Below are 25751 nucleotides of genomic sequence, written 5' to 3'. Positions count from 1 at the left end.
TGTCGAGTGCCCTAGAACGGATGCGCCCGGCCATCCCATGTCTCAAAGCAGCCCGTTTGAGCAAGGTCCAGCGTGGCGATCCGTTGTGCAAGACCTTGGGCAGACTCCGCCACGCTGATTTCGCCCTGATCACCGCCCATATCCGTGCGCACCCAGCCGGGGTGGTAAATCCCCACCGCGATGCCCTCGGGCTTCAGGTCCACCGCCAGATTGCGCCCCAGATTGATCGCCGCCGCCTTGGAGGCGCGGTAGATATAGCTGCCCCCCGGTGCCCGCGTCTGCGACCCCATCTGCGAGGCGATGATCGCAATTTTCGCGCCCTTTGCCGCGCGCAGGTTCGGCAAGAGCGTTTGCACCGTCAGAAAAACCCCGGTCACATTGGTCGCGAAACTCTGCGCCCAGAGATCGGGCCCAAAGCCCACGTCCAGATCATCGCCCTTGTCCAGATAGACGCCTGCATTGCAGATCAGAAGTTCCAGCGGACACTCCCCTAGGCTTGCGGCAAAAGCGGCGTGGCTTGCCGGGTCGGTCACATCCAGCACGGCCTCCGCCCCCGCGCCGCGGGCGGTGCCGATCACCTCTTCGCCTGCATCTTTATACTGTGCGGCCAGCGTCGCGCCGATGCCGCGGCTCGCGCCGGTGATCACAATGGTCATGGAGGGTCCTTTATCAGAATCGGCCTTTACCAGAATGCGCCTTTGCGAGAATGCGCCTTCAGGAAAGTTGGCGTTTGGGTTTGAACGGCAGGGGCATCAGCGGGACCCCTTCTTCGACCAAGGCGCGGGCCTGATCCAGCCGCGCTTCGCCATAGATCGCGCGTTCGGGCGTGCGCCCCGCGTGCATGTCGCGCGCTTCCCGAACGAAATTCTTGCCGACATAGTCCGAGGTCGCCTCGACCTTTTTGCGCAGCGCGGTCAGTGCTTTTTCCACATCGCTCGCCGGATTGGACAGGACCGGCGCGGGTTTCTCGGCGGGCTGCGGTTTCTCGACCGCTTCGGGGGCGCTCTCGCCCGAGGTGACCCGCGGGGCCATCAGCGATTTGCGCACCTCGGCCGACCCACAGACGGCACAGCTCAAATGGCCGCCGCGGGCGAGGCTGTCAAAGGCTGCCGCCGATTGGAACCAACTGTCGAAGCCATGTCCGGCCTCGCATTTCAACGCATAACGGATCATTCGCCCGGTCCTTGAACTCTCTGCTCTAAATGGGCTGCCACAGGAAAGAGGTCAAGACAGGCGGGATTGGCCCGCGCAGGCCCTTGTCGCGTGATCAGCCCGCCAGACCGCCGCTGCGCGGATCGAAATCACGGATCAGCCGCGCCAGATCGGGCGCATCCACCAGCCGCGCAGCTTTCCGGCGCGAGCACCACAGCCGCTTGCGCTGCCCCTTCTCGGGGAACTGTTTCGCCAATGTCTTGACCTTCACCGGGTAAAGCATCGCCAAACAGGGCACTGCCCCATCCTCGCCGGTTTTGGCATAGCTATAAACGCCCAGACATTGCCCGCGCACCTGCCCCACAACGCCGCCTTCCTCCCATGCCTCGACCAAGGCCGAAGCGGCGGGGGTTTTACCGTCCATCGGCCAGCCCTTGGGAATGATCCAACGCTTGCTGCCGCGCGAGGTAATCAGCAAGATCTGCAACTTGCCACGTTTACGACGCCAGCAAAGTGCTGCAAATTGAATGCGCAGATCGTCCTTTTGTCCGCCGTTCAGCGATATCGGTGCCTGTGTCGTCATCCGTCGCAGCCGCGCCCTCTGGCTGGTTGTTTTCGCCTTCACCCTAGCGCGGCAATCCTTGTCTGGCCATATGCACTTGCCCCCCTTCAATGCATCAAAGATACTACCAAAATGATAAGATTTTGCGCCCTTCTGACCCTGTTCTGCGGCCTTGCCCTCCCCCTTCGGGCCGAGGCTCCGCTGACCGTCTTTGCCGCCGCCAGCCTACGCGGCGCGCTGGAGGAGATCGCAGAAGCGTTCCTCGCGCCATTGGTCGTGGCCTACGGCGGGTCGGGCACGATGGCGCGGCAGGTCGCTGCCGGAGCGCCTGCGGATGTCGTCCTGCTGGCGAACACCGATTGGATGGATTGGCTGGTGGATCAAGGGATTAGCACCGCCGAGGAGGCCCAGATCGTCGCCCGCAACCACTTGGTGCTGATCGCCCCCCGTGGCACCGCCGCGCTGTCCCAGCCCGCCGACCTGCCCGCCCGGCTGGGCCGCATGGGGCGGCTCGCCATGGGCCAACGCGATGCGGTGCCCGCAGGCAGCTATGCCCGCGAATGGCTGACCCATGAGGGTCTATGGGAGAGCCTGCAAAGCCAATTGGCCGAGACCGACAATGTCCGCGCCGCACTGGCTTTGGTCGCGCGCGGTGATACGCCTTTTGGCGTGGTCTATGCCAGTGACGCCCATGCCGAGGATGACGTGCAGATCGTCTATGAGGTGCCCGCCGATACCCATGCCCCCATCACCTATCCCGCCGCCGCCTTGACGCCGGAAGGCACCGCGCTGGTCGATTTCCTGACCACAGAAAGGGCGCAGACGATCCTTGAGGATCATGGTTTCCTCCGGGCCGATCATGGATCTTGACGCTGCCGCTTGGGCCGCGCTCTTGTTGTCGCTGCGGGTGGCGACTGTGGCGATGCTCTGCTCTCTGCCGCTGGCGCTTTGGGTTGCGTGGCTCCTCGCCCGGAAGGAGTTTCGCGGCAAGGGCGTGTTGAGCGCGCTGGTCCATCTGCCACTGGTTCTGCCACCGGTGGTGACGGGCTATCTTCTGCTGCTCAGCTTTGGTCGCAACGCTCCTTTGGGCCGCCTGTTAGAAAGCCTCGGCATCGGCCTTGCCTTCCATTGGACCGGCGCAGTGCTGGCCGCTCTGATTATGAGCTTTCCGCTGATGGTTCGCGCCATGCGGCTGGCGATCGAAGCCGTTGACCCACGGATCGAGGCCGCCGCCGCCACGCTTGGCGCGCCGCGCATCAGCGTCTTCTGCCGCGTCACCCTTCCGCTGATCTTTCCCGGCATCCTTGCCGGGGCGGTGATGGGCTTTGCCAAGGCGATGGGCGAATTCGGCGCCACGATCACCTTCGTCGCCAATATCCCCGGCCAGACCCAAACCCTGCCGAGCGCGATTTGGACGGCACTGCAGGTGCCGGGCGGCGAGAGCCGCGCGCTGACGATGGCGGCGTTGGCCGGGCTGGTGGCGCTGGCCGCCGTGCTGCTTTCCGAAGCTTTGGCCCGGCGGGTCGCCAGACGCATTTCAGGGGCGCGCTGATGCTGGAGGTCACGCTGCGCCATGGGTTCGATGGCTTCGATCTGGACCTGTCTTTCACCACCGAAGGGGGCATCACCGCGCTTTTCGGCCGCTCGGGTGCGGGCAAGACGACGGTGATCAACGCGCTTGCGGGATTGCTGCGCCCTGATGTCGGCCGCGTGGTGTTGGAGGGTGAGGTGCTTTTGGATACGCAGCGCGGCATCTGGGTGCCGCCACATCGCCGCAGGCTGGGCTATGTCTTTCAGGATGCGCGGCTTTTTCCGCATCTTGACGTGCGCAAGAACCTGACCTTCGGCGCGCGCTATGCCCCGCGTGGCAGCCAAGGTGCGGGCTTTGAGGATGTCGTAGCGCTCTTGGGGCTTGAACCCCTGCTCGACCGTGCCCCGGCGACCCTGTCGGGCGGAGAAAAACAGCGTGTTGCCCTTGGCCGCGCCCTGCTTTGCCATCCGCGCCTGTTGCTGATGGACGAACCATTGGCGAGCCTTGATGGCCCGCGCAAGCAAGAGATTTTGCCCTATCTCGAACGCCTGCGCGACGGGGGATTGGGCCTGCCGATCCTCTACGTGAGCCACGCGGTGGATGAGATTGCCCGACTCGCCGATCGGCTGGTCTTGTTGCAAAACGGACGGCTGAAGGCGCAGGGCGCGCTGTTTGATGTCATGGCCGACCCCGCCGCCGTCCCCCTGCTGGGCGTGCGCGAAGCGGGTGCGGTGCTGGAGGCTGACGTCATCGCCCATGCAGACGACGGGCTTTCGACCCTCGCCGTGCGGGCGGGGCAGCTGGAATTGCCGGGGGTGCAAGCGCCGGTTGGCACGCGGGTGCGGCTGCGGGTTTTGGCGCAGGATGTGATCTTGTCGCGCCAGCAGCCCGAGGGGCTGTCTTCGGTCAACATTCTGCCCGTGCGGGTGGATGCCGTGCATCCCGGTGACGGGCCGGGCGCTGCCATTGCGCTGGACGCGGGCGGTGACCGCCTGCTTGCCCGCGTCACGGCGCGGGCAGTGCGCGACCTCGATCTGCGCGCCGGGATGGGGTGCTACGCCATCATCAAGGCCACCACCGTAGCGCCGGGTAGTATCGGGCGCTGATCAGATCTTGGGCGGCGTCCGACCCATTTTCTGTCGCAGTCGGGCAACCAGGTCCTCTTGCGGGATATCCGCCTCTATCGCCAGTCTGCGGAGGCCGAAATGCACATGGGCCATGTCTTGGTAATAGCTGGTATAGGCATAGTTCGTCGCCGCCCCGGCCACTGCGCCCAGCACCGGCACCGCCTGCGCGGCGAGCTTTTGCCCCATCACCAATGCCAGCCGCGGGGCGACACGGGCAATCACCGCGTTCATCGCGCGGCCCGTCAGCGCCATGCGGACCGTCAGAAACCCCAGATCGGCGCTATCGTCATCGGCCAACGGCCCTGCAGCGGTGAAGACATGGACGCAGTCGAACTGCACATTCTCAGCCGCCGGATCAAACCCATGTTCTGCCGCCACGCCTTGGATGACACGCAAAAGCAGCGTTGTGGTCACGGGCAGTTCGGCCAATGCAGTGGGCAGCCCCCCGGCCCCGCCAGCGGCCCCCATGGCGGTTGAGACCGCTTGGTTCAGCCAGCCCTGCTGGTCCTTCACATAGCTGCGGCTGGAATGAGCGGCCTGCATGGCATGGCCAAGCGCCTTCATCGTCGCCCCTTCGAGATTGCGGCGCACAGCGCCCGGCAATCGGTCGATCAACCCATCCGCGCTGCCACCGATGAGGTTCAGCACATGAATGCCCACGCCGCCCGCCTGTTTATAACGGCGGGCAATTTCATCCAGCCGGGCGTCGACGTCAATGGTGCTGGGCAGGTTGCTTTCGATCTGCATGGGCGTCCCTCTTTGAGCTTAGGCTCAATGTGGGTCGGGGCTGGGGTAAAATCAATCGTGCCAGCGGCGAACCTTGCCAGTGACCCCGGCCCAAGCCCCCTCGACCAAGGCGCGGCCCAAGATACGCGCGGGGTTCGTAGGCGGGGGCATCTCTATGTCTTGCAGCAAGGTAAAGCCGAAGCGGTTGTAATAAGGCGCGTCGCCCACCAGCATCACACGTTCCCACCCCAGCGGGGCCGCTTGCTCTAATGAGGTTTCGATCAGCCCCGCGCCCAGCCCTTCGCCCTGCCTTGTGGGGTGCACCGCCACCGGGCCAAGCAACAGTGCCTTCGCCGCGCCGATGCGCACGGGCCAATAGCGGATCGCGCCCGCCAGAATGCCCGCACTGTCGCGCGCCACATGGCTTAGCCCCGCCACCGGCGGCACGCCGTCGCGCAGCCGGTAAGACGACAGCGCCTCGCGCCCCGGCGCAAAACAGGTGTCATAGAGCGCTTCGACCTCCCAATGGTCGGCGGGCACCTCCGGGGTCATCTTGTAGGGCGTCTGATGCAAGGCCGGAGGCTTTCAGGAGCAATTGCGGGTGGCGCTGGACGTAGCATGAGGCTAGCCATGGGTGCAAACCATCAAGGAGTGTTCATGTTCTATCGTCCCGAAGACGGCCATGGTCTGCCGCATAACCCGTTCAACGCCATCGTCAGCCCCCGCCCCATCGGCTGGATCTCCAGCCGTGACAGTCAGGGCCGCGACAACCTCGCGCCCTATTCTTTCTTTAATGCTGTGGCCTATGTGCCGCCGCAGGTGATGTTCGCCTCGACCAGCGCCAAGGAAGATGTCGACGGCACCAAGGATTCCGTCGCCAACATCCGCGAGACCGGGGTGTTTTGCGTGAACGTGGTGGAATATGCGGCGCGTGATGTGATGAACGTGACCTCGGCCACCCTGCCCCATGGCGAGGACGAATTCGCCCGCGCCGGGATCGACAAGGCCCAATGCGAACAGATCGCCTGCGCGCGGGTGGCCAATGCGCCAGCCAGCTTAGAGTGCAAGCTGACGCAGATCGTGCAACTGCCGGGAGAGGCGAACTTCGCGGTCTTCGGCGAAGTCGTGGGCGTGCATATGCGCGATGACTGTGTGGTCGACGGGCGGTTTGACGTGACGCAGTTTCAACCGCTGTCGCGTCTGGGGTATCGCGATTACACGGTGGTGCGGGATGTGTTTGAGTTGAAGCGGCCGGATGATTGAAGGCTGAGGGCTGCAGTTGCAATGCGAGGGTCATCGCCTGCCCGCGGGTCGGCGATGAGACAATGCCAGTTGCCACTTTATGGTTCAGCCTTAATGTGCCTTCTCAGTGTCGCACCTAGCCTCGCCGGATCGCCTACCCGGTCGCACCGGAGGTGCGCTCAGAATGATACGGCACGCCTTTGGCGTGACGGGCGGGCAGGCAATGGCCCGGCGCCTGCGGCTTGATACCGGGCCGGTGGTAACCTCGAACAAAAAACAAAACCCGGCACCTCTCGGCGCCGGGTTTTCCATTCAGTGCCCGCCCAGAACCCCGGTGCGCACATCGTAATCGACAGCCAGTTCATAATCAGGGTCGTCATCGCTATCGACCATCACATGCCCCGCCTTGGTCAGCAACCGGTGGCAATCGCGGCTCAGGTGGCGCAGCTGCAGACGCTTGCCCGCAGCCTCGTATTTCGCGGCCATCGCCTCAATCGCCTGTAGCGCGGATTGATCTACCACCCGGCTGTCGGCGAAATCGACGATCACCACCTCGGGGTCGTTCTCCACGTCGAAAAGCTCGGCAAAGCCATCGGAGGAGCCGAAGAACAGCGGGCCGTGGATCTCATAAACCTTGGCCCCCTCTTCGGTCACCGACCCCCGCGTGGTCGCATGGATACGGCGCGCGTTGTTCCACGCATAGGCCAGCGCCGAGACGATCACACCCACGACCACCGCCACGGCGAGGTCCTCCATCACGGTCACCACCGTCACCAGAATGATAACGAAGGCATCGATCAGCGGCACTTTCCGCAGGATGGTGAGCGAGTTCCAAGCGAAGGTGCCGATCACAACCATGAACATCACGCCAACGAGGGCGGCAAGCGGGATAAGCTCGATCACCGAGGACCCGACGAGGATGAAAAGCAGCAAGAACACCGCCGCCGCGATCCCCGCAACACGGGTGCGGCCGCCGGATTTCACGTTGATCATCGACTGACCGATCATCGCGCAGCCGCCCATGCCACCGAAGAAACCCGTGACCGTGTTGGCCACACCTTGGGCGATACACTCTTGGCTGGCGCCGCCGCGCTTACCGGTAAGATCACCCACAAGGTTCAGTGTCAGCAAGCTTTCGATCAGGCCAATGGCGGCGAGGATCACGGCATAGGGCAAGATGATCTCAAAGGTTTCCCAAGTGAGCGGCACCATGGGGATATGCAGGCTCGGCAGGCCGCCTTGGATCGAAGCCAGATCGCCCACCCGCGGCACGTCGAGGCCGAAACCGATCACCAGAGCGGCAATCACCCCGATGCCCGCAAGCGGCGCGGGGATCACCTTGGTGATGCGCGGAGTGATCCAGATGATCGCCATGGTTGCCGCCACCAGCGCCAGCATCAGGTAGAGCGGCTGGCCCGAAAGCCATTCGCCACCGCCCATGCCGTGGCCGGTATCGACCATGGTGCCGGGCACTTTGAACTGGCTCATCTGGGCGAGGAAAATCACGATGGCAAGTCCGTTGACAAAGCCCAGCATCACCGGGTGCGGCACCAGACGGATGAACTTGCCCCACTGCATGACCCCTGCGAAGATCTGCAAAAGCCCCATCAGCACCACGGTGGCAAAGAGGTATTCAACCCCATGCTGCGCCACCAAGGCGACCATCACGACCGCCAAAGCGCCCGTGGCACCCGAGATCATCCCCGGCCGACCACCGATCAACGCGGTGATAAGACCCACGAGGAAGGCGGCATAAAGCCCGACCAGAGGGTGTACCCCGGCAACAAAAGCAAAAGCCACCGCTTCGGGCACCAAGGCCAGCGCCACGGTCAGCCCCGACAGCAATTCGATGCGCAGCCGCCCGATGGAGAAACCATCATCCGGCATCCAACGCAGATCGGTCACATCGAGGTTCTTGGCAAAATTGTGCAGCGTGGCGCGCATGGGGGCGTCCTTTGACTTTCGGAAAACGGATATAGCGCCCTGACCGCGGATGCGGGGCGCTTTTGGCTGCGTCTAGAGGAATTTTGCCGCGAAGAAAAGCGTATTGCCTCTCCTCGGGCAGAGTTTGCTGCAATGCAGAAACGCTTTTGCGGGCCGAGTGGGCGGCGCAAGACCGCCCCCCCTTGACGCAGACGTGTCGCGTCTCGTGGCAAAAACACTTGATCCCCGTGGCATTCTATGAGGTTCTTTGGGCCTTACTGGCAACCATCCAAGGCACAGGCTCCCTCCATGACAGATACGAAAATCGCCGTGATCGGCGGCTCCGGCATTTACGACATCGACGGGCTTCAGGATGCCGATTGGGTCACGGTTGAGACCCCTTGGGGCGCGCCGTCGGATCAGGTGCTGACCGGAACGCTGAACGGGGTCGCCATGGTCTTTTTGCCGCGCCATGGCCGGGGGCATGTGCATACGCCGACCTCTGTCCCCTACCGCGCGAATATCGATGCCCTCAAGCGGTTGGGCTGTACGGATGTGATCAGTGTTTCCGCCTGCGGGTCGTTCCGCGAGGAGATGGCACCGGGGGATTTCGTGGTCGTCGATCAGTTCATCGACCGCACCATGGCCCGCGAGAAAAGCTTTTTCGGTCCCGGCTGCGTGGCGCATGTCTCTGTCGCCCATCCCACCTGCCCGCGGTTAAGCGACGCCTGCGAGACCGCCGCGCGGGACGCGGGCATTAACGTGCACCGTGGCGGCACCTATCTGGCAATGGAGGGGCCGCAGTTCTCGACATTGGCGGAATCGAAAATGTACCGCGAAAGCTGGGGCGCGGATGTGATCGGCATGACCAATATGCCCGAAGCAAAGCTCGCCCGCGAGGCGGAGCTTTGCTATGCGAGCGTGGCAATGATCACCGATTACGACAGTTGGCACCCCGACCACGGCGAGGTGGATGTGACGCAGATCATCGCCACGCTGATGGGCAATGCTGACAAGGGCCGCGCCATGGTTTCGCGGCTGCCCGCGCTTTTGGGTGCCGAGCGCGCGCCCTGCCCGCATGGCTGTGACCGGGCGCTGGAGTTTGCGATCCTGACCCAGCCGGATGCGCGCGATCCGGAGTTGCTGGCCAAGCTGGATGCGGTGGCGGGGCGCATGCTTTGACCGCGGGCGGCGGCCCTGCTTGGCTGAGTGCGGACGGTATTTAAGAAAGGATGAAGGGAGGGGGTTTGGCGCCTCTTCTTGGATGTTGTGCGGCGGGCGCAGATGGGGGGTTCGCCCGGGCGGCGCGTTGCGCTAAGACGGATCGGGTCAATCACGCGGAAGGGCGGCATGAAACAGGTTCAGGATTATATTCGCACGATCGTAGATTTCCCCCATGAGGGGATCATGTTTCGTGACGTGACAACGCTTTTTGCCGATCCGCGCGGGTTTCGCATGGCGATCGATCAGATGCTGCATCCCTATGCGGGGATCAATATCGACAAGGTGGTTGGGTTGGAAGCGCGCGGTTTCATCCTTGGCGGGGCGATTGCGCATCAGTTGAGCGTGGGTTTCGTGCCGATCCGCAAGAAGGGCAAGCTGCCCGGCACGGTGATCAGTCAGGAATATAAGCTTGAATATGGCGAGGCCATTGTTGAGCTGCATGACGATGCGATCAAGCCAGGCGAAAAGGTTTTGGTTGTGGACGATCTGCTGGCCACCGGTGGCACGGCGGAAGCCGGGATCAAACTGATCGAGCGCTTGGGGGGCGAGATCGTCTCTTGCGCTTTTATCATTGATCTGCCCGAATTGGGCGGGCGCAAGCGCTTGGAAGCGCTTGGCAAAGAGGTCCATGCGCTTTGCGCTTTCGACGGGCTTTAACCGCGTAACACGGCACCGGGGTTCATAATGCCTTTGGGGTCGAGAGCTGTTTTAATGGCTCGCATAGCCGCGAGTTTGGCGGGGTCGCCGTAGCGTTCGAGGTCATCGACCTTGATGCGGCCCACACCATGTTCCGCGCTGAATGACCCGCCCAATTCATGTACGAGATCGTGGACCAGACGTTTCACGTCGTCGCGTTGATCTTCGTAATCGGCGCGGGTTTTGCCCTTTGCGGGGAAGACATTGTAATGCAGGTTGCCGTCTCCGACATGGCCGAAGCAGTTAATGCGGAAGTCGCCGAGGGCCGAGAACGCGTCGGTGGCGCGGGTGATGAATTCGGGGATTGCGCCGAGGGGCACCGAGATGTCGTGGCTGGAGACTGACCCGATCAGGCGGTTGGCCTCTGGAATGGTTTCGCGGATCGTCCAGAAATCCTGGGCCTGCTGGGCGTTTTGGGCGATGAGACCGTCCGAGACGAGCCCTGCGTCAAGGGCGGCGGCGAAGAGCGCCTCAAGCGCGGCGTGGGTGTCGATCTCTCCGGGGGTGCCGATGTCGATCAAGACGCACCATTGCGGGGTTTCGGTGAAGGGTTGGCGGATGTTGGGCAGGGTTTCATTAAGGAAATCGAAACCTCTGCGGTGCATCAGTTCGAAAGCGCTGATCATTTCGCCTAAGTGATCCCGCGCGAGGGAGAGGAGCGTCAGCGCCGCGGCTGGGCTTTCGACGACCATCAGCGCGGTGCCACTGCGGGCCGGGCGCGCATAGAGTTTGAGGGCGGCGGCGGTGATCACGCCGAGCGTGCCTTCGGCGCCGATCAGCAGGTTGCGCAGATCGTAGCCGGTGTTGTTTTTGCGTAGGCGCGTGAGGCCGTACCAAATCTGGCCGTCGGGCAGGACGGCTTCGAGACCGAGGCAAAGGTCGCGGGCATTGCCGTAGCGCAGCACGCCGGTGCCGCCTGCGTTGGTCGAGAGTGTGCCGCCGATGCGCGCGGTGCCCTCGGCGGCGAGGGACAGGGGGAAGAGGCGGTTTGCCTCTTCGGCGGCGGCTTGGACGTCGGCGAGGATGACGCCCGCTTCGGCGACCAGTACGTTCTCTTCGGGCAACACGGCGCGGATGCGGTTCATGCGCTCAAGGGAAAGGATCAGCGGAGCCGGGCCATCGCTGTTGATCTGCCCCCCGACAAGGCCGGTACCGCCGCCGTAGGGCACCACCGCCACGCGGGCGGCATGGGCGGCGCGGATCAGGGTGGCGACCTCTTCGGTGCTGCGTGGCAGGGCCAGCACACCGCCCTGCCCCGCGTAGCGCCCGCGGGGTTCTTCAAGGTAGCGCGGTTCGGGCTTGCGCAGCACGTCATCGGGCAGTTGTGCGCACACGGTATCGGTGAAGGCGGTGTCGGCGGGGTTCAGTGTCATGGTCCTTTGATCCTGCGCAGGGCGGGAGGATGCAAGGGCAAAGCGTATGAACAGTCGGTGTGGATGCTTGGTGGGGATGGTGGCGTGCCTCCCCCGCGAACTCTGCGGGACGTATCAGGCTGAGGCCGACGGCCTAGCCGACATCGGTGCGGCCGCGCCGATCTTTACGGAGGGAGGCATAGAGCACATGGGTCCGCCAGCGGCCATCGATTTGCAGATAGCTTTGCGCGACGCCCTCATATTTAAAGCCAGCCTTCTCTAGCAACCCGCGGGAGGCTTGGTTTTCCGGCAGGCAGGCGGCTTCGATGCGGGACAGATCAAGCCGGGTGAAGGCCTGATGCACCGTCGCCTCTATCGCCTCGCGCATGTAGCCTTGGCGGGCGAAGGGTTCGCCTGTCCAATAGCCGAGCGTGCCGGATTGCGCGGGGCCGCGGCGGATGTTGTCGAGGGTGATGGCACCGACGAGGTTTTGATCGCTGCGGCGGATCAGGAAGAGCGGCATGGCGTTGCCAGTAGACACCGAGCGCTGCGCCCAATAGACACGGTTGGTAAAGGCTTTGCGGGTCAGATGATCCTCGGCCCATGTCGGCTCCCACGGGCGCAGGTAGTCGTTGCTGGCGCGGCGCAGGGCGGACCAGGCGCGGAAATCGGCGTGGATCGGCGGACGCAGGGTCAGCCGTTCCGTTTCGATCCGCAGTTTGCGTCGCCCCAGCAGCATCAGGCGGCGCGTCTGCTGTGAAGCTCGTCGAGCGTTGGTGCGCTGTCGACAGGGCCGTAGAGGGCCAATGCCGCCGGAGCTTGGGTCGCCATCCGCTCGGCGAAATCGCGCACATCGCCCGTGGTGACGGCGTCGATCTGGGCCACGGTCTCTTCGAGGGGCGGAACGCGGTCCCAGATTTGGATGAGGCGGGCCAGACGTTCGGCGCGGTTCGAGGGGCTTTCCAGCCCCATCAGCAGCCCGGCTTTCATCTGGGCGCGGGCCCGGGCGACTTCGGCGGGCGACATGTCGGAGGCGGCGCGCTTCATCTCGTCGATGGTGATGTTTGCCAGTTCGGGCAATTGCTCGGCGCTGGTGCCGGCGTAGATCGTGGTCATCCCGGTATCGGCATAGGCGCCGGCTTGGGCAAAGATCGTGTAGCAGAGGCCGCGGTTTTCGCGGATCTCTTGGAACAGGCGCGAAGACATGCCGCCGCCCAAGGCGGAGGCGTAGATTTGGGCGATGTAGATGTCATCGGACCGGTAGCCGGGGCTTTCAAAGCCAAGGGCGAAATGTGCCTGCTCCAGCTGTTTCACCTGCCGGAATTCGCCGCCGCCGAAACGGGCGCTGTCGATCTGGTAAAGCTTTTTCGAGGGCATGTCGCCAAAGAGGCTTTCGGCCAGTTTTACGATCTTGTCGTGATCCACTGCCCCAGCCGCAGAGAGGATCATCTGCTCTGGCCCGTAGTGGTCGGCAATGAAGCGTTGCAGATCGTCGCGGGAGAAGGCCGAAACACGTTCGGACGGGCCGAGGATGGTGCGGCCGATGGGTTGATCTGGATAGGCCTGCTCTTGGAGCCAGTCGAAGATCACGTCGTCGGGCGTGTCGAGCGCTTGGCCGATCTCTTGCAAGATCACGCCGCGTTCGACTTCGACTTCGGAGGGGTCCAGCACCGGGTTGCGCAGGATGTCGGCGATCACGTCGAGGCCAAGCGCCACGTCGTTTTCCAGCACGCGGGCGTAGTAGGCGGTGACTTCGCGCGAGGTATAGGCGTTGATATAGCCGCCCACGTCTTCGATCGCTTCGGCGATTTGCAGTGACGAACGGGTGGCGGTGCCCTTGAAGGCCATGTGTTCAAGGAAATGCGCGATGCCGTTTTGCTGGGGCGTTTCGTGCCGTGCGCCTGCGTTCACCCAGACGCCGATGGCGGAGGAGGCGAGCCCCTCCATATGTTCGGTGACGATCCGGAAGCCGTTGGGCAATGTGGTCTGTTGGAGGCTCACGCGGGGAGGTTTCCTTTGATATGCGCTTTCAGCGCGTCGAGGTCATTGGGCAGCCGGGTGAAACGCTCTTCGCGGTCGAAAAGGTCCGACATGCGGGGCGGCAAGGCTGGGCGGATGCCGGTGGCCGCCTCAACAGCGTCGGGGAATTTGGCCGGGTGCGCGGTGGCGAGGGTAACCATCGGGGTGCCCGGATCGCGCAATTCGTCCGCGACCTTCACGCCGACGGCGGAGTGCGGACAGAGCAGCTCGCCTGTTGTGCGGCGGCGGTCGGTGATGGTGGCACTGGTTTCTTCCTCCGAGGCGCGGCCCGAGCGGTAGGTGCCTTGCAGCGCCTGCATGGCGCCTTGGGAGACGTCGAAACCGCCCTGCCCTAGCTCGTCCATCAGTTGTGCCACTGCACCCGCGTCACGGTCGTAGGCGTCGAAGAGGGCGCGCTCGAAATTGGACGACACTTGGATGTCCATCGAGGGGCTGATCGAGGGGGTTACGCCGCCTTTGTGGTAGCCTTGGCCTGAGAGGCAGCGGTGCAGGATGTCGTTTTGGTTGGTGGCGACCACCAGATCGGCGATCGGCAGGCCCATGCGTTTGGCAATGTAGCCAGCAAAGATGTCACCGAAGTTGCCGGTGGGCACGGTGAAGCTGACCTCCCGTCCCGGTGCACCGAGACTGGTGGCGGCGGTGAAGTAATAAACCACTTGCGCCAGCACCCGGCCCCAGTTGATCGAGTTCACGCCTGCCAGCCGGACCGAATCGCGGAAGTCGAAATCGTTGAACATGTCTTTGAGGCGGGCTTGGCAGTCGTCGAAATCGCCATCGATGGCGAGGGCGTGGACGTTGGACTCCGATGGCGTCGTCATCTGACGGCGCTGCACGTCTGACACCCGGCCATGGGGATAGAGGATGAAAACGTCGACGCTATCGAGCCCTTTGAAGGCTTCGATCGCAGCCGAGCCGGTGTCGCCTGAGGTCGCGCCGACGATGGTGACGCGCTCGCCCTTGCGGCCCAGAGCGGCCTGAAACATCTGGCCGATCAACTGCATGGCGAAGTCTTTGAAGGCCAGTGTCGGGCCGTGGAAGAGTTCTAGCAGGAAGTGGTTCGGAGCCAGTTGCACCATGGGTGCGCGGGCGGTGTGGCCGAAACCCTCGTAGGCGCGGGCGATGATGGCGCGGAATTCGTCGTCGGTAAATGTGTCGCCGATGAAGGGGCGCATAACCGTAAAGGCAACCTCCTCGTAGCTTTGGCCCTGCATGGCGCTGATTTGCTCAGGCGTAAGCGTCGGGATGGTTTCGGGCACATAGAGCCCGCCGTCACGGGCAAGGCCGGTCAACATGGCTTCTTCGAAGGACAGGACAGGGGCGGAGCCACGGGTAGAGATATAGCGCATAGGGTCAGTCGACTTTCGGCGTTGCAGGGGCGCGGCGGCGGCGCAGGAAAAGGACGGTCATCGCCAGCCAGATGGCGGCGAGGGAAAACCAGGTGATCGCATATTGCAAGTGATCGTTGGGGATACGGGCGGTATCCACGGGCAGCGGCGTGATCTTGGGGTCCGGCCCGCTGCCGTCGCGGACCACGACGAGGAGCGGCTCGGTGTTGAGCGTGTCAGCCATGACCTCCACATCCCGGGCGAACCAGATGTTGCTTTCGGTGTCGGCTTCGGGCGTGAAACTGTCGACCTCTTGGGGCCATTGCAGGTTGCCGGTCAGAGTGGCGTTGCCCGCGGGGGCGATGGCGTCTTTGTTCGCTGTGGCGGTAAAGCCGAGGTCGACGAGAATGCGGCGGCCATCCTCCAAGGTCATGGGCGCGATGACACGGTAGCCTGCGCCTTTCTGCTTCTGGCTGACCAGCACATGCAGCGCCTCGGCCCCGATCTCTCCGCTGACCGTGACGGGCAGATAGGCGTCGGCTTGCGGATCAGGACGCTCGGGCAAGGCCACCGGAGCCGCGATAATCCGGGCGTTGATATCGGCGATGATCGCCTCTTTCCATGCCAGCCGCTGCACCTGCCAGACCCCGAGCGCGACGAGGATGGCTGCCCCGCCAAGACCGACGATGATGAAGAACAGGCTGCGCCGCATTCGAATCTCTCTGGCTGAAACGACAAACGCGCGAAGAGGGCTTCGCGCGTTTGGGTTTTACGGGTGTGGGGCGCGGATGCAACCCCGCCTTATGTTTAGGGCTGGCCCCACATGTAGACGGCAAAGAACAGGAACAGCCAGACCACGTCAACGAAGTGCCAGTACCACGCCGCCGCCTCGAAGCCGACGTGGCGTTCGGGGGTGAAGTGGCCGCGCATTGCGCGCAGCAGGCAGACGAAGAGGAAGATCGTGCCGATCACAACGTGGAAGCCGTGGAAACCGGTCGCCATGAAGAAGCTGGAGAAATACATGTCGCCGCCGAAGGTCCAATCGTCATGGACCAGCAGTTCGTAGTATTCGTAAGCCTGCAACGCGGTGAAGAGCACGCCGAGGATCACGGCGATGGTCAGGCCCGAGATCAGGTCCTTGCGGTTGTTCTCATGCGCCAGCGCGTGGTGCGCCCATGTGACGGCACAGCCCGACAGCAGCAGCACCAGCGTGTTGATCAGCGGCAGGTGGAAAGCGTCAACCGCGTGGATTTCGGGCTGGACGTACTCTGAGCCGACATATTCATACATCGGGTAAAGGGCCTGTTTGAAGAAGGACCAGAACCACGCGACGAAGAACATGACTTCGGACATGATGAACAGGATGAAGCCATAGCGCAGGCCGATCCGCACCACACCGGTGTGATCGCCCACTTCGCTTTCAGAGACCACTTCGGCCCACCATGCGAACATGACGTAAAGTGTGGCGACCAGCCCGCCCAAGAAGACGAAGGGCGTCATGCCGTGCATCCACAGGACGGCGCCCGCCAGCATGGCAAATCCGCCTACCGACCCCAAAAGCGGCCAGGTCGAGGGGGGGAGAATATGGTAGTCGTGGTTTTTTGCATGGGCCATGGTTGCGGGTCCCTCACCTTTGTTTAATCAGGTCGTTAATTCGTTGTTGTGGCGCTGTCCTGATCGAGGGCGGCATAGCCCTCGGGCAGGTCAATTTCGTAGAATGTATAGGACAGAGTGATGGTATGTACAAACTTCCCATCGCGGTCTTCGACCATTTCCGGATCGACGAAGAAGCTTACCGGCATCTGCACGCGCTCGCCCGGTGCCAGAACCTGTTCGGTGAAGCAAAAGCAGTCGATCTTTTCGAAAAACGGCCCGGCGGTATAGGGGGTCACGTTGTAGCTGGCCTGCCCCGCGACGGCGTGGTCGGTGGGGTTATAGGCTTCATAGAAGGCCAGCCCGGTCTCGCCGATCCGCACTTCCATTTCACGCACCACGGGTTTGAACTCCCACGGCATGCCGTCGTTGAGCGAGCCGTCAAAGCGAACCTTGACGGTCTGGTCGAGCACATCCGCGCTGCCTGCCGATACCTGCCCCGGCGTCCCGCCGAAGCCTGTCACGCGGCAGAACCAATCGTAGAAAGGGACAGATGCCCAAGCCAAACCGCCCATCAGCACGACCACACTCACGGTTTGCATCACTGTTTTCTGAGGACCGGAAAGCGCCATTACTGGGTCACCTCACGTTGGTTGGCCGGCAATTCAAAATCCGTTTGCGTGATCTTGACGTAGGTCAGCGCCATGATCAGCACCACGAAGGCACCCAGCATCAGGCCCACGCCGATATTGCGGCCCCGGCGGCGTTCGTGAAGCTCGTGTTCTGGTCGGATGCCCATTACCAGCCCCCCAATCCAAAGGTGCGCAGGGCCGCTTCGCCCAGAATCGCCCCGAAGTGCAAAAAGAGATAGGCCAGCGACAGGCGGAAGAACTTGCGCTCTTCGGCATAATCGTCACCCTCGGCCATGACCTCGTCCCGCTTCCAGATGCGGTAAGCACCTAGCAGGAAAGCGGCGTTCAAGACCAGCGCCACAGCGAAGTAGAAAATGCCACCGATGGCGGTAAAGGCTGTGCCAACGGCCAATGCGGCCAGCAGAACCGTGTAGACAAGGATATGCATCCGCGTCGCCGGGCGGCCGTGGGTCACGGTCAGCATCGGCACTTTGGCATCGTCATAATCAGAGCGCATGAAGAGCGCCAGCGCCCAGAAATGCGGCGGGGTCCACATGAAAATCAGTGCGAACATCAACCATGCCTCGACCGAGAAGCTGCCCGTGGCGGCGACCCAGCCGATCACCGGCGGGAAGGCCCCGGCGGCACCGCCGATGACAATGTTCTGCGGCGTCAAACGCTTGAGCCACATTGTGTAGAACACGGCGTAGAACAGGATGGTAAAGAGCAACATCCCCCCCGCCAGAAGGTTGGTCGCCAGGCCCAGCATCATCACCGACAGACCCGACAGCGCCACACCGAGGGTCAGCGCCTCTCCGGGTTGGACCCGGCCCGAGGGGATCGGGCGCCCGCGCGTGCGGCGCATCACCGCGTCGATATCGGCATCCCACCACATGTTGAGCGCGCCCGAGGCGCCGCCGCCGATGGCGATGAACAAGATCGCGCAAAAGCCGATGACGGGATTGACCGAGACCGGCGCGGCCAGCAGCCCCACAAAGGCCGTGAAGACGACAAGCGACATGACGCGCGGCTTCAGCAGGGCGAAGTAATCTCCCAGCTGCGCGTCGTATTCACGTGTTGGCGTATTGGTGATGTCAGTCATCCCGAACCTTCCAAGGGTAAACACGGGGCACGGGCCTGCGCCCTGCCCCGTGGCACTGGCTTACTTAGAGGCGACGGTCAGCGGCTGTTCGATGCCAGCATATTCCGCCTTAGCGTTGCCAAGCCATTCCGCATAGGCCTCTTCCGAGACGACTTTGACGGTGATCGGCATATAGGCGTGGGCCTGCCCGCAAAGCTCGGAACACTGACCGAAGTAGACGCCTTCTTGTTCGGCGGTGAACCAAAGTTCAGCCAAACGGCCGGGTACGCCATCCTGTTTCACGCCGAAGGCGGGAATGGTCCAGGAGTGGATCACGTCGCTTGCGGTCACCTGCACGACGATGGTTTTGCCCACGGGGATCACGACCGAAGTGTCAGTGGCCAGCAGGAAGTCTTCGCGGGCATAGCCTTCGTCTTCGAGCTTGGCGACCATCGCGTCGTTCAACACGAAGGGGGTCACATCTTCGTCGCCGTCACCCAGCGTGGCCGGAGCACCGATCATGTAGCTGTCAAAAGCGATTTCTTCGTCGACATATTCATAGGTCCAGTACCACTGGTTGCCGATGGCCTTGATGGTGATGTCCGCTTCGGGGATTTCCTGCTGGCGGAACAGGATCGGCAGCGAATAGGCACCGATCAGCACAAGGACCAGAATCGGCAAGATCGTCCAAGCGATCTCAATCGGGGTGTGGTGCGTGAAGGACGAGGGGTTCGGGTTCCGCTTTTTGTTGTAGCGGATCATGACCCAGATGATCAGACCGGTCACGAAAATGGTGATCAGCGTGATGATCACGAGAATCAGGTAATCCAGATCGTGAATATCCTGCGCCAACCGCGTCACAGCGGGTTGAAAGCCTGTCTCGCCGTCAACAGGTCTGCCGATGACATCAAGCCCGTCAATGCGCAGGCTGTCCTGTGCCAATGCAGGCAGGGCGGCAAGGCTGGTCAAAAGACCGGAAAGGGGGAGTAGATGTTTCATATGTCGTCCTGATCTTGTGACCATTAAGAAGCCGATAAGGCACCCCAAACCGCTGCTGCGATCCGGTGCCGTTGTAATCCTGGATGCTTACAATCATATTCTGCCTACAAGATAAAGTCACATGCTTGCGTCATAGAGCCGCGCGAGACAGTTTTGTGACAGCAAGCAAGGATACCCCCAATGAGCCGCGCGCAATTCACCCCCTTCGAGGCCGATCTGGACCGAGAAACTGCTCTGAGCGTGCTGCGCGAGGCCGTGGCCGGTGCCGATGACGGGGAATTGTTCCTCGAGCGCCGCCGCTCAGAGGCGCTGGTGTTCGACGACGGACGCCTCAAAACCGCCAGCTACGATGCCGCCGAGGGCTTCGGCCTGCGCGCTGTGCGCGGTGAGGTTGCAGGCTACGCCCATTCCACCGAACTCAGCGAAGCCTCCCTGCGTCGCGCGGCGGAGACGGCGCGGCTGGCGGTGGGCGATGGCGGCGGCACATGGGCCGATGCCCCGCAGGCCAGCAACAAGCGGCTTTATACGGACGAAGACCCGATCGCAGGCCATGCCTTTCCGGTCAAGGTCGATACCCTGCGCGAGATCGACGCCTATGCCCGCAGCCTCGATTCCCGCGTGGTGCAGGTGAGTGCGACGATCGCCGCCAGCATTCAGGAGGTCGAGATCCTCCGCCCTGAGGGGCATTCGGTGCGCGACGTGCGTCCGATGACGCGGGTCAATGTTTCGGTCATCGTCGAGCAGGACGGCCGCCGGGAGAGCGGCGGTGTCGGCGGTGGTGGGCGGATCGGACTTGATGGGATGCTGGCACCGGAGGATTGGCAGGCCAAGGTCCGCGAAGCGCTGCGGATCGCCTGCGTGAACCTTGAAGCCGTCCCTGCCCCGGCGGGCGTGATGGACGTGGTGCTTGGCCCCGGCTGGCCCGGCATCCTGCTGCACGAAGCCATCGGTCACGGGCTTGAGGGCGATTTTAACCGCAAGGGCTCCAGCGCCTTTGCCGGGCTGATGGGCCAGCAGATTGCGGCAAAGGGCGTGACCGTGCTGGACGATGGCACGATCCCCGACCGGCGCGGCTCAATCTCGGTCGATGATGAAGGCACCCCCTCGGCTCGCAATGTGCTGATCGAAGACGGCGTGCTGGTGGGCTATATGCAGGATCGCCAGAACGGGCGACTGATGGGCGGTGCCTCAACCGGGAACGGGCGGCGGCAGTCCTACGCGCACATCCCGATGCCGCGCATGACCAACACCTATATGCTAGGCGGTGATGCAGCGCCGGGTGACATCGTGGCAGACCTCAAAGATGGGATTTATGCCGTCGGATTTGGCGGCGGTCAGGTGGATATCACTAACGGCAAGTTCGTATTTTCCTGCACCGAGGCCTACCGCGTGCAGAACGGCAAGATCGGTGCGCCGGTTAAAGGAGCCACGCTGATCGGCGACGGGGCCACGGCGCTGCAGCAGATCCGCGCCATCGGCAATGACCCGACGCTGGACCCCGGTATGGGCAACTGCGGCAAGCAAGGCCAATGGGTGCCGGTGGGCGTGGGCCAGCCGACCCTGATGATCGGCGGGCTGACCGTGGGCGGGGCCGCGACCTGACGACACGTCTGAGTTGAATCGAATGGGTGGGAGAAAATTCATAGGTTGTTAAGCACTAAATCCTATACCTGATTCTGCAACGGACGGAGCTTCGGGATGACTGACAAGGACCTACATCCTTCTTCCACTCACCCCCCACTCCCACCCACCCAGGAAGATGAACAGTTTGCCCGGCTTCGTCTGTTGCGCTCACGCAGGGTGGGCATTTCCACCTACCGGCGTCTGCTGGATGAACATGGCTCTGCGATCAATGCGCTGAGCGCCTTGCCCGAAGTGGCGCAGGCCGCAGGCATTTCGAACTATCGCATTTGCCCCGAAGGGGTTGTTCAGGCCGAACTCAATGCTGCCCGCACCGCCGGGGCGCGGCTGTTGGTTCAGGGACAAACACCCTACCCTGACCTGTTGAATGATCTCGATGATGCCCCGCCCTTTTTGTGGGTGATCGGTGACCCATCCCTCCTCAACCGGCCTATGATTTCATTGGTCGGTGCGCGGAATGCCTCCTCGCTTGGGCTTCGCATGGCACGCACCCTCGCGGTGGAGCTTGGGGAGGCTGGTTTTGTCGTCGTCTCCGGCCTTGCGCGGGGCATCGACGCCGCAGCCCATTCCGCCGCGCTTGCCCAGGGCACCATCGCCGTGCAGGCGGGCGGGGTCGACATTATATACCCCAGCGAGAATGCAGAACTGGCGGAACAGATCGCGACGCAGGGGCTTCGCCTGTCAGAGCAACCCATGGGGCTGCAACCGATGGCGCGGCATTTCCCACGCCGCAACCGCATCATCTCGGGCCTGAGCCGGGCAACCGTGGTGGTTGAGGCAGCGGCCCGCTCGGGCAGTTTGATCACCGCACGCGATGCATTGGATCAGGGGCGCGACGTGCTGGCGGTGCCCGGCCACCCGATGGACGCGCGCGCGGCGGGCTGCAACATGCTGATCCGCGACGGCGCAGTGCTGGTCCGCTCCGCCGCTGACGTGTTGGAGGCCTTGCCGGATCTGGCCACGCGGGGCCCCGAAACGCCCCGACGCAAGCCCGCGCCGCCCCCACTTCGGGCAAAAACGCCTCCGCCAAACCGCGGCCCCGTCGCCAAGCTCCATGCGCAAATCCTCGCCCGCCTCGGCCCCGCCCCAGTCGCAGAGGATCAATTGATCCGCGATCTGCAAGTGCCCAGCAGTGACGTGGCCCCTGCCCTCCTTGATCTTGAGATGGAGGGGGAAATTCAGCGTCAACCCGGCGGGTTGCTAAGCCGTTCCGCCTGACGGCGTCGCACATTTCGGCCCGGCCTGAGCAGAGTTGCGCCGTGGGGCATCCGCGAGGCACGGCCCCGGCCAAGGCGCCGCCGAAAGCCGTGCGTCAATGGCGGCAATACGGCCCACCCGCCCTGCCAAACCGCTGCGCGCCAAACCCCTCATCCGCAGCAGCCGCATTGACAAACACCCCCGCCATCCCACATGAGACAGCGCAAAGCCGCCCTCATTTTTGATCTAAGGTGCCTGTATTTATGCCCGTCGTCGTTGTCGAATCCCCAGCCAAGGCCAAAACGATCAACAAATATCTGGGCGACGATTACACCGTTCTCGCCTCTTACGGCCACGTCCGGGACTTGCCGCCAAAGGACGGATCGGTCGACACCGACGCCGATTTCGACATGAAATGGGAAGTCGCCTCCGACAGTAAGAAACACGTCAAAGCCATCGCCGACGCGCTGGCCAAAGACAACGCACTGATCCTCGCGACTGACCCCGACCGCGAAGGCGAGGCGATCAGCTGGCACCTGCAAGAGGCGCTGACCAAGCGCAAGTCGATCAAGAAAGACACGCCCGTCAGCCGCGTCGTCTTTAACCAGATCACCAAAAAGGCCGTGACCGAGGCGATGCAGAACCCGCGTCAGGTCGACATGCCGCTGGTCGAGGCCTATCTCGCCCGCCGCGCGCTGGACTATCTGGTGGGGTTTAACCTCTCCCCCGTGCTGTGGCGCAAGCTGCCGGGCGCGAAATCCGCAGGCCGGGTGCAATCGGTCACCCTGCGCCTGATCGTCGAGCGCGAGATGGAGATCGAAGCCTTCCGCGCCCGTGAATACTGGTCGGTGAAGGCCCTGCTCGCCACGCCGCGCGGCCAAGAATTCGAAACGCGCCTTGTTTCTCTTGCAGGCAAAAAGCTAGATCGCTTCGATCTGGCCGACGCCACGCAGGCCGAGATGGCCGTGCAGGCGATCACCAGCCGCGCGCTGAAAGTGATGAACGTCGAGGCGAAACCCGCCAGCCGCAACCCCTCGGCACCTTTCATGACCTCGACCTTGCAGCAGGAAGCCAGCCGCAAATTCTCCATGGGCGCGCGCCAGACCATGTCGACCGCGCAGCGCCTTTATGAGGCCGGGCACATCACCTACATGCGGACCGACGGCATCGACATGGCGCCCGAAGCGGTGAGCATGGCGCGCGACGCGATCGCCGACCGTTTCGGCGCGGACTACGTACCGAAAGAGCCGCGCATCTATAAAAACAAAGCCAAGAACGCCCAAGAGGCCCACGAATGTATCCGCCCGACGGATATGACCAAAGACGCCAAAGCGCTGAAGCTCGATGCGGATCAGGCCAAGCTTTATGACCTGATCTGGAAACGCACGCTGGCCTGCCAGATGGAAAGCGCCCGGCTGGAGCGCACCACGGTTGAGGTCGGCAGTGATGACGGACAGGTTGGCCTGCGCGCCAATGGTCAAGTCGTGCTGTTTGACGGGTTCTTGCGGGTTTACGAAGAGGGCCGCGATGATGTGGTCGATGAAGACGACAAGCGTCTGCCGCAGATCAGCCAAGGCGACGCGATGGACAAACGCGCCGTCACCCCAGAGCAGCATTTCACCCAGCCGCCGCCGCGCTATACCGAAGCGACGTTGGTCAAACGCATGGAAGAGCTCGGCATCGGCCGGCCCTCGACCTATGCCAGCATCGTCACCACGATTCAGGACCGCGAATATGTCCGCAAGGACGGCAACCGTCTGATCCCCGAAGATAAGGGCCGTCTGGTCACGGCATTCCTCGAAAACTACTTCCGCCGCTACATCGGCTATGATTTCACCGCCGATCTGGAAGACCAGCTTGATAAGGTTAGCGCAGGCGATGCCGCCTATAAAGAAGTGCTGCGCCGCTTCTGGCGTGATTTCTCGGCGGCGATTGCAGAAACATCCGAATTGCGCATCACCGAGGTCTTGGAAAAGATCAACGAGGTGCTCGAGCCACATCTTTTCCCGCCGACCGAAGACGGAGGCGACCCCCGGCTTTGCCCCAATTGCGAGATTGGCCGCCTGTCGATGCGCACGGCCCGTTCGGGCGGCGCCTTTATCGGCTGCTCGAACTACCCCGAATGCCGTTACACCCGCCCCTTCGGCCCGCCCGACCCGGAGGCCGAAGCCTCGGCCATTCCGCCCGATGGCAAGCTTTTGGGTGAGGATCAGGGCGACGAAATTCGCGTTTTCAAGGGCCGTTTCGGGCCTTACGTCCAGCGCGGGCCGGTGACCGAGGAAAACAAAAAACCGCCGCGCCAGTCGATCCCCAAGGACTGGGTGCCTGAAGAACTGACGCTGGAACAGGGCGTGATGCTGCTCTCCCTCCCGCGGGAAATCGGCCCCCACCCCGAGGACGGCGTGATGGTCTGGGCCAATATAGGCCGCTATGGGCCTTACATCAAACACGCCGAAAGCACCTCGGACCGGGGCGGCACCAATGCCAACCTTGAGGGCATCGACGAGGTTTGGACCGTCGGCATGAACCGCGCGGTGCAGCTTCTGGCCGAGAAGGTTGCCAGCCGTGGTGGCCGTGGCAAGGCCGCAAAACCGATCCGCGAGATGGGCGAGCACCCGGATATGGGCGGCGCGGTCAATGTCATGGAAGGCAAATACGGGCCTTACGTGAAGTGGGAAAAGGTCAACGCGACGATCCCGAAAGAGATCGAACCGGCAGACTTGACCATGGAACGCGCGGTCGAGTTGATCGAAGAGAAGCTCGCCAAGTCCCCCGCCAAACGCAAGGCGGCGACCAAGAAGGCACCGGCGAAGAAGGCACCGGCCAAAAAACCCGCGGCAAAGAAGACGGCAGCCAAGAAAGCGCCCGCCAAAAAGGCTCCGGCCAAGAAACCCGCCGCGAAGAAACCGGCGGCGAAAAAGGCCGACAGCGCGTAATTACGCCGCCAGACCACAGCGGCCGCGCCGGGGATCGGCGCGGTTCCGCCTGCGGGCGGCGTTTACATCCAACATCATGAATATGTGATTTGCCATCTCCCTTCGATTTTTAGATCAGGGTGGGCGGCAAGACCAATATGAAAGGCAGATTGATGTCAGGCATTAAATTCACCCGGCGTGGCGTGATCGCCGCGAGCGGTGCGGCGCTGATGACCCCGCAGATCCTGCGCGCGCAGGAATTCGGCCAAGCGGCCCGCGAGTTTTCCAACGAAGCCCCTGTTTCGCGCAATGCGTCGAGCTTTGCCACGCAGCGTTGGCAGGACCACTTTGACAGCCTCGGCAAAGGCGCGATCGTGGCCGACACCATCAGCCGCGCCCTGCATTATTGGAGCGCCGACGGCCAGACCTACAAGGTTTACCCGACCTCTGTGCCCGCCACCGAAGAGCTGACCAAACGCGGCTACACCGAGATCGTGCGCAAGAAAGAGGGCCCCGATTGGACCCCCACCGCATCGATGATGGAGCGTTTCCCGCACTACAAATACATGCCGCCCGGCCCCGATAACCCGCTTGGCACCCATGCGATGTATCTCAGCTGGCCCGCCTATATCATCCACGGCACCCATGACACGCGCAAGATTGGGCGGCGGTCCTCGGACGGTTGTATTGGTCTTTATAACGAGAAGATCGAAGAGCTTTTCGGGATGTGCCCCGTCGGCACGCAAGTGCGTATCATCTGACCCTTCTGGGCGGCCTCGCTGCGTAGCACCAC

26 protein-coding genes are annotated in these 25751 nt (G+C 63.0%); 10 read left to right on the top strand and 16 right to left on the bottom strand.

From position 1 onward, the window contains the following. Positions 1-11: 11 nt before the first annotated feature. The 3 genes from J3456_RS01700 to J3456_RS01690 form a co-directional block, all read right to left on the bottom strand. Positions 12-656, bottom strand: a complete 645-nt coding sequence (locus J3456_RS01700; protein ID WP_349578626.1) for an SDR family NAD(P)-dependent oxidoreductase — start codon at positions 654-656, stop codon at positions 12-14. Between the two features lie 58 nt (positions 657-714). After that, positions 715-1173, bottom strand: a complete 459-nt coding sequence (locus J3456_RS01695; RefSeq protein ID WP_349578625.1) for a DUF1178 family protein — start codon at positions 1171-1173, stop codon at positions 715-717. A gap of 94 nt (positions 1174-1267) precedes the next feature. Then, the gene (locus tag J3456_RS01690) at positions 1268-1735 is read right to left on the bottom strand and encodes an NUDIX hydrolase (protein WP_269346620.1); all 468 of its coding nucleotides are present in this window, start codon (positions 1733-1735) and stop codon (positions 1268-1270) included. A gap of 111 nt (positions 1736-1846) precedes the next feature. Between J3456_RS01690 and modA the strand changes: the two genes are divergently transcribed. The 3 genes from modA to modC are packed head-to-tail and all read left to right on the top strand — an operon-like array spanning position 1847 to position 4351. Continuing rightward, a complete protein-coding gene (gene modA, locus J3456_RS01685; protein ID WP_349578624.1) occupies positions 1847-2584 on the top strand; it encodes a molybdate ABC transporter substrate-binding protein in 738 nt (245 codons plus the stop codon). Further along, positions 2574-3266 carry a molybdate ABC transporter permease subunit gene (modB, locus tag J3456_RS01680; RefSeq protein WP_349578623.1) on the top strand — a complete coding sequence of 231 codons (693 nt, stop codon included), beginning with the start codon at positions 2574-2576 and terminating at the stop codon, positions 3264-3266. Before modA ends, modB begins: the two co-directional genes overlap by 11 nt. Then, positions 3266-4351 carry a molybdenum ABC transporter ATP-binding protein gene (gene modC / locus J3456_RS01675; protein ID WP_502989477.1) on the top strand — a complete coding sequence of 362 codons (1086 nt, stop codon included), beginning with the start codon at positions 3266-3268 and terminating at the stop codon, positions 4349-4351. Before modB ends, modC begins: the two co-directional genes overlap by 1 nt. On the opposite strand, the gene J3456_RS01670 is transcribed toward modC, so the two are convergent. Further along, positions 4352-5119: an EcsC family protein gene (locus J3456_RS01670; RefSeq protein ID WP_132444375.1), complete on the bottom strand. Its 768-nt coding sequence runs from the start codon at positions 5117-5119 to the stop codon at positions 4352-4354. A gap of 51 nt (positions 5120-5170) precedes the next feature. Then, positions 5171-5650 carry a GNAT family N-acetyltransferase gene (locus J3456_RS01665; RefSeq protein WP_349579126.1) on the bottom strand — a complete coding sequence of 160 codons (480 nt, stop codon included), beginning with the start codon at positions 5648-5650 and terminating at the stop codon, positions 5171-5173. 105 nt (positions 5651-5755) lie between these two features. Here J3456_RS01665 and J3456_RS01660 point away from each other — a divergent pair, with 105 nt between their 5' ends. Beyond that, positions 5756-6361 carry a flavin reductase family protein gene (locus J3456_RS01660; RefSeq protein ID WP_349578622.1) on the top strand — a complete coding sequence of 202 codons (606 nt, stop codon included), beginning with the start codon at positions 5756-5758 and terminating at the stop codon, positions 6359-6361. 291 nt (positions 6362-6652) lie between these two features. Here J3456_RS01660 and J3456_RS01655 read toward each other — a convergent pair whose 3' ends face one another. Next, positions 6653-8284, bottom strand: coding sequence for a SulP family inorganic anion transporter (locus tag J3456_RS01655; RefSeq protein ID WP_349578621.1), 1632 nt, complete (start codon positions 8282-8284; stop codon positions 6653-6655). A gap of 288 nt (positions 8285-8572) precedes the next feature. Here J3456_RS01655 and J3456_RS01650 point away from each other — a divergent pair, with 288 nt between their 5' ends. Next, a complete protein-coding gene (locus tag J3456_RS01650) occupies positions 8573-9445 on the top strand; it encodes an S-methyl-5'-thioadenosine phosphorylase (protein ID WP_120351624.1) in 873 nt (290 codons plus the stop codon). A 168-nt stretch (positions 9446-9613) separates the two neighbouring features. Beyond that, entirely contained in the window at positions 9614-10144 is a 531-nt protein-coding gene (locus J3456_RS01645) for an adenine phosphoribosyltransferase (protein WP_067939895.1), read from the top strand. On the opposite strand, the gene J3456_RS01640 is transcribed toward J3456_RS01645, so the two are convergent. The 10 genes from J3456_RS01640 to coxB form a co-directional block, all read right to left on the bottom strand. Further along, positions 10141-11556 carry an FAD-binding oxidoreductase gene (locus tag J3456_RS01640; RefSeq protein WP_349578620.1) on the bottom strand — a complete coding sequence of 472 codons (1416 nt, stop codon included), beginning with the start codon at positions 11554-11556 and terminating at the stop codon, positions 10141-10143. The two genes, J3456_RS01645 and J3456_RS01640, sit on opposite strands and share 4 nt — an antisense overlap. A 133-nt stretch (positions 11557-11689) precedes the next feature. Then, entirely contained in the window at positions 11690-12274 is a 585-nt protein-coding gene (locus J3456_RS01635; RefSeq protein ID WP_349578619.1) for a GNAT family N-acetyltransferase, read from the bottom strand. Beyond that, on the bottom strand, positions 12274-13536 hold the full coding sequence (locus J3456_RS01630; protein WP_120351626.1) for a M16 family metallopeptidase: 1263 nt from the start codon (positions 13534-13536) through the stop codon (positions 12274-12276). Before J3456_RS01630 ends, J3456_RS01635 begins: the two co-directional genes overlap by 1 nt. Continuing rightward, a complete protein-coding gene (thrC, locus tag J3456_RS01625) occupies positions 13533-14921 on the bottom strand; it encodes a threonine synthase (RefSeq protein ID WP_349578618.1) in 1389 nt (462 codons plus the stop codon). Before thrC ends, J3456_RS01630 begins: the two co-directional genes overlap by 4 nt. Positions 14922-14925: 4 nt before the next feature. Beyond that, positions 14926-15612, bottom strand: coding sequence for an SURF1 family protein (locus J3456_RS01620; protein WP_349578617.1), 687 nt, complete (start codon positions 15610-15612; stop codon positions 14926-14928). 95 nt (positions 15613-15707) lie between these two features. Then, positions 15708-16514 (bottom strand): cytochrome c oxidase subunit 3, encoded by an 807-nt coding sequence (locus J3456_RS01615; protein WP_259945718.1) that lies wholly within the window; start codon positions 16512-16514, stop codon positions 15708-15710. A 35-nt stretch (positions 16515-16549) separates the two neighbouring features. Continuing rightward, positions 16550-17125, bottom strand: coding sequence for a cytochrome c oxidase assembly protein (locus J3456_RS01610; RefSeq protein ID WP_067621902.1), 576 nt, complete (start codon positions 17123-17125; stop codon positions 16550-16552). Further along, entirely contained in the window at positions 17125-17292 is a 168-nt protein-coding gene (locus J3456_RS01605) for a cytochrome c oxidase system small membrane protein (protein WP_120351631.1), read from the bottom strand. Before J3456_RS01605 ends, J3456_RS01610 begins: the two co-directional genes overlap by 1 nt. Further along, the gene (cyoE, locus tag J3456_RS01600) at positions 17292-18227 is read right to left on the bottom strand and encodes a heme o synthase (RefSeq protein ID WP_349578616.1); all 936 of its coding nucleotides are present in this window, start codon (positions 18225-18227) and stop codon (positions 17292-17294) included. Before cyoE ends, J3456_RS01605 begins: the two co-directional genes overlap by 1 nt. 60 nt (positions 18228-18287) lie before the next feature. Then, on the bottom strand, positions 18288-19205 hold the full coding sequence (gene coxB, locus J3456_RS01595) for a cytochrome c oxidase subunit II (RefSeq protein ID WP_067621911.1): 918 nt from the start codon (positions 19203-19205) through the stop codon (positions 18288-18290). Between the two features lie 180 nt (positions 19206-19385). Between coxB and tldD the strand changes: the two genes are divergently transcribed. The 4 genes from tldD (at position 19386) to J3456_RS01575 (ending at position 25719) form a co-directional block, all read left to right on the top strand. Beyond that, a complete protein-coding gene (tldD, locus tag J3456_RS01590) occupies positions 19386-20807 on the top strand; it encodes a metalloprotease TldD (protein WP_349578615.1) in 1422 nt (473 codons plus the stop codon). Positions 20808-20903: 96 nt separating this feature from the next. Next, complete coding sequence (gene dprA, locus J3456_RS01585; protein ID WP_349578614.1) at positions 20904-22064, top strand: DNA-processing protein DprA; 1161 nt, start codon at positions 20904-20906, stop codon at positions 22062-22064. Positions 22065-22306: 242 nt separating this feature from the next. Beyond that, entirely contained in the window at positions 22307-24979 is a 2673-nt protein-coding gene (topA, locus tag J3456_RS01580; protein WP_349578613.1) for a type I DNA topoisomerase, read from the top strand. 152 nt (positions 24980-25131) lie between these two features. Next, positions 25132-25719, top strand: a complete 588-nt coding sequence (locus J3456_RS01575) for a L,D-transpeptidase (RefSeq protein WP_067622006.1) — start codon at positions 25132-25134, stop codon at positions 25717-25719. Positions 25720-25751: the final 32 nt, after the last annotated feature.

Source organism: Sulfitobacter sp. NFXS29 (assembly GCF_040148765.1).
Lineage (GTDB): Bacteria > Pseudomonadota > Alphaproteobacteria > Rhodobacterales > Rhodobacteraceae > Sulfitobacter.
Note: the sequence above shows the minus strand (reverse complement) of the source record. Positions and strands in the feature narration are given on the sequence as shown.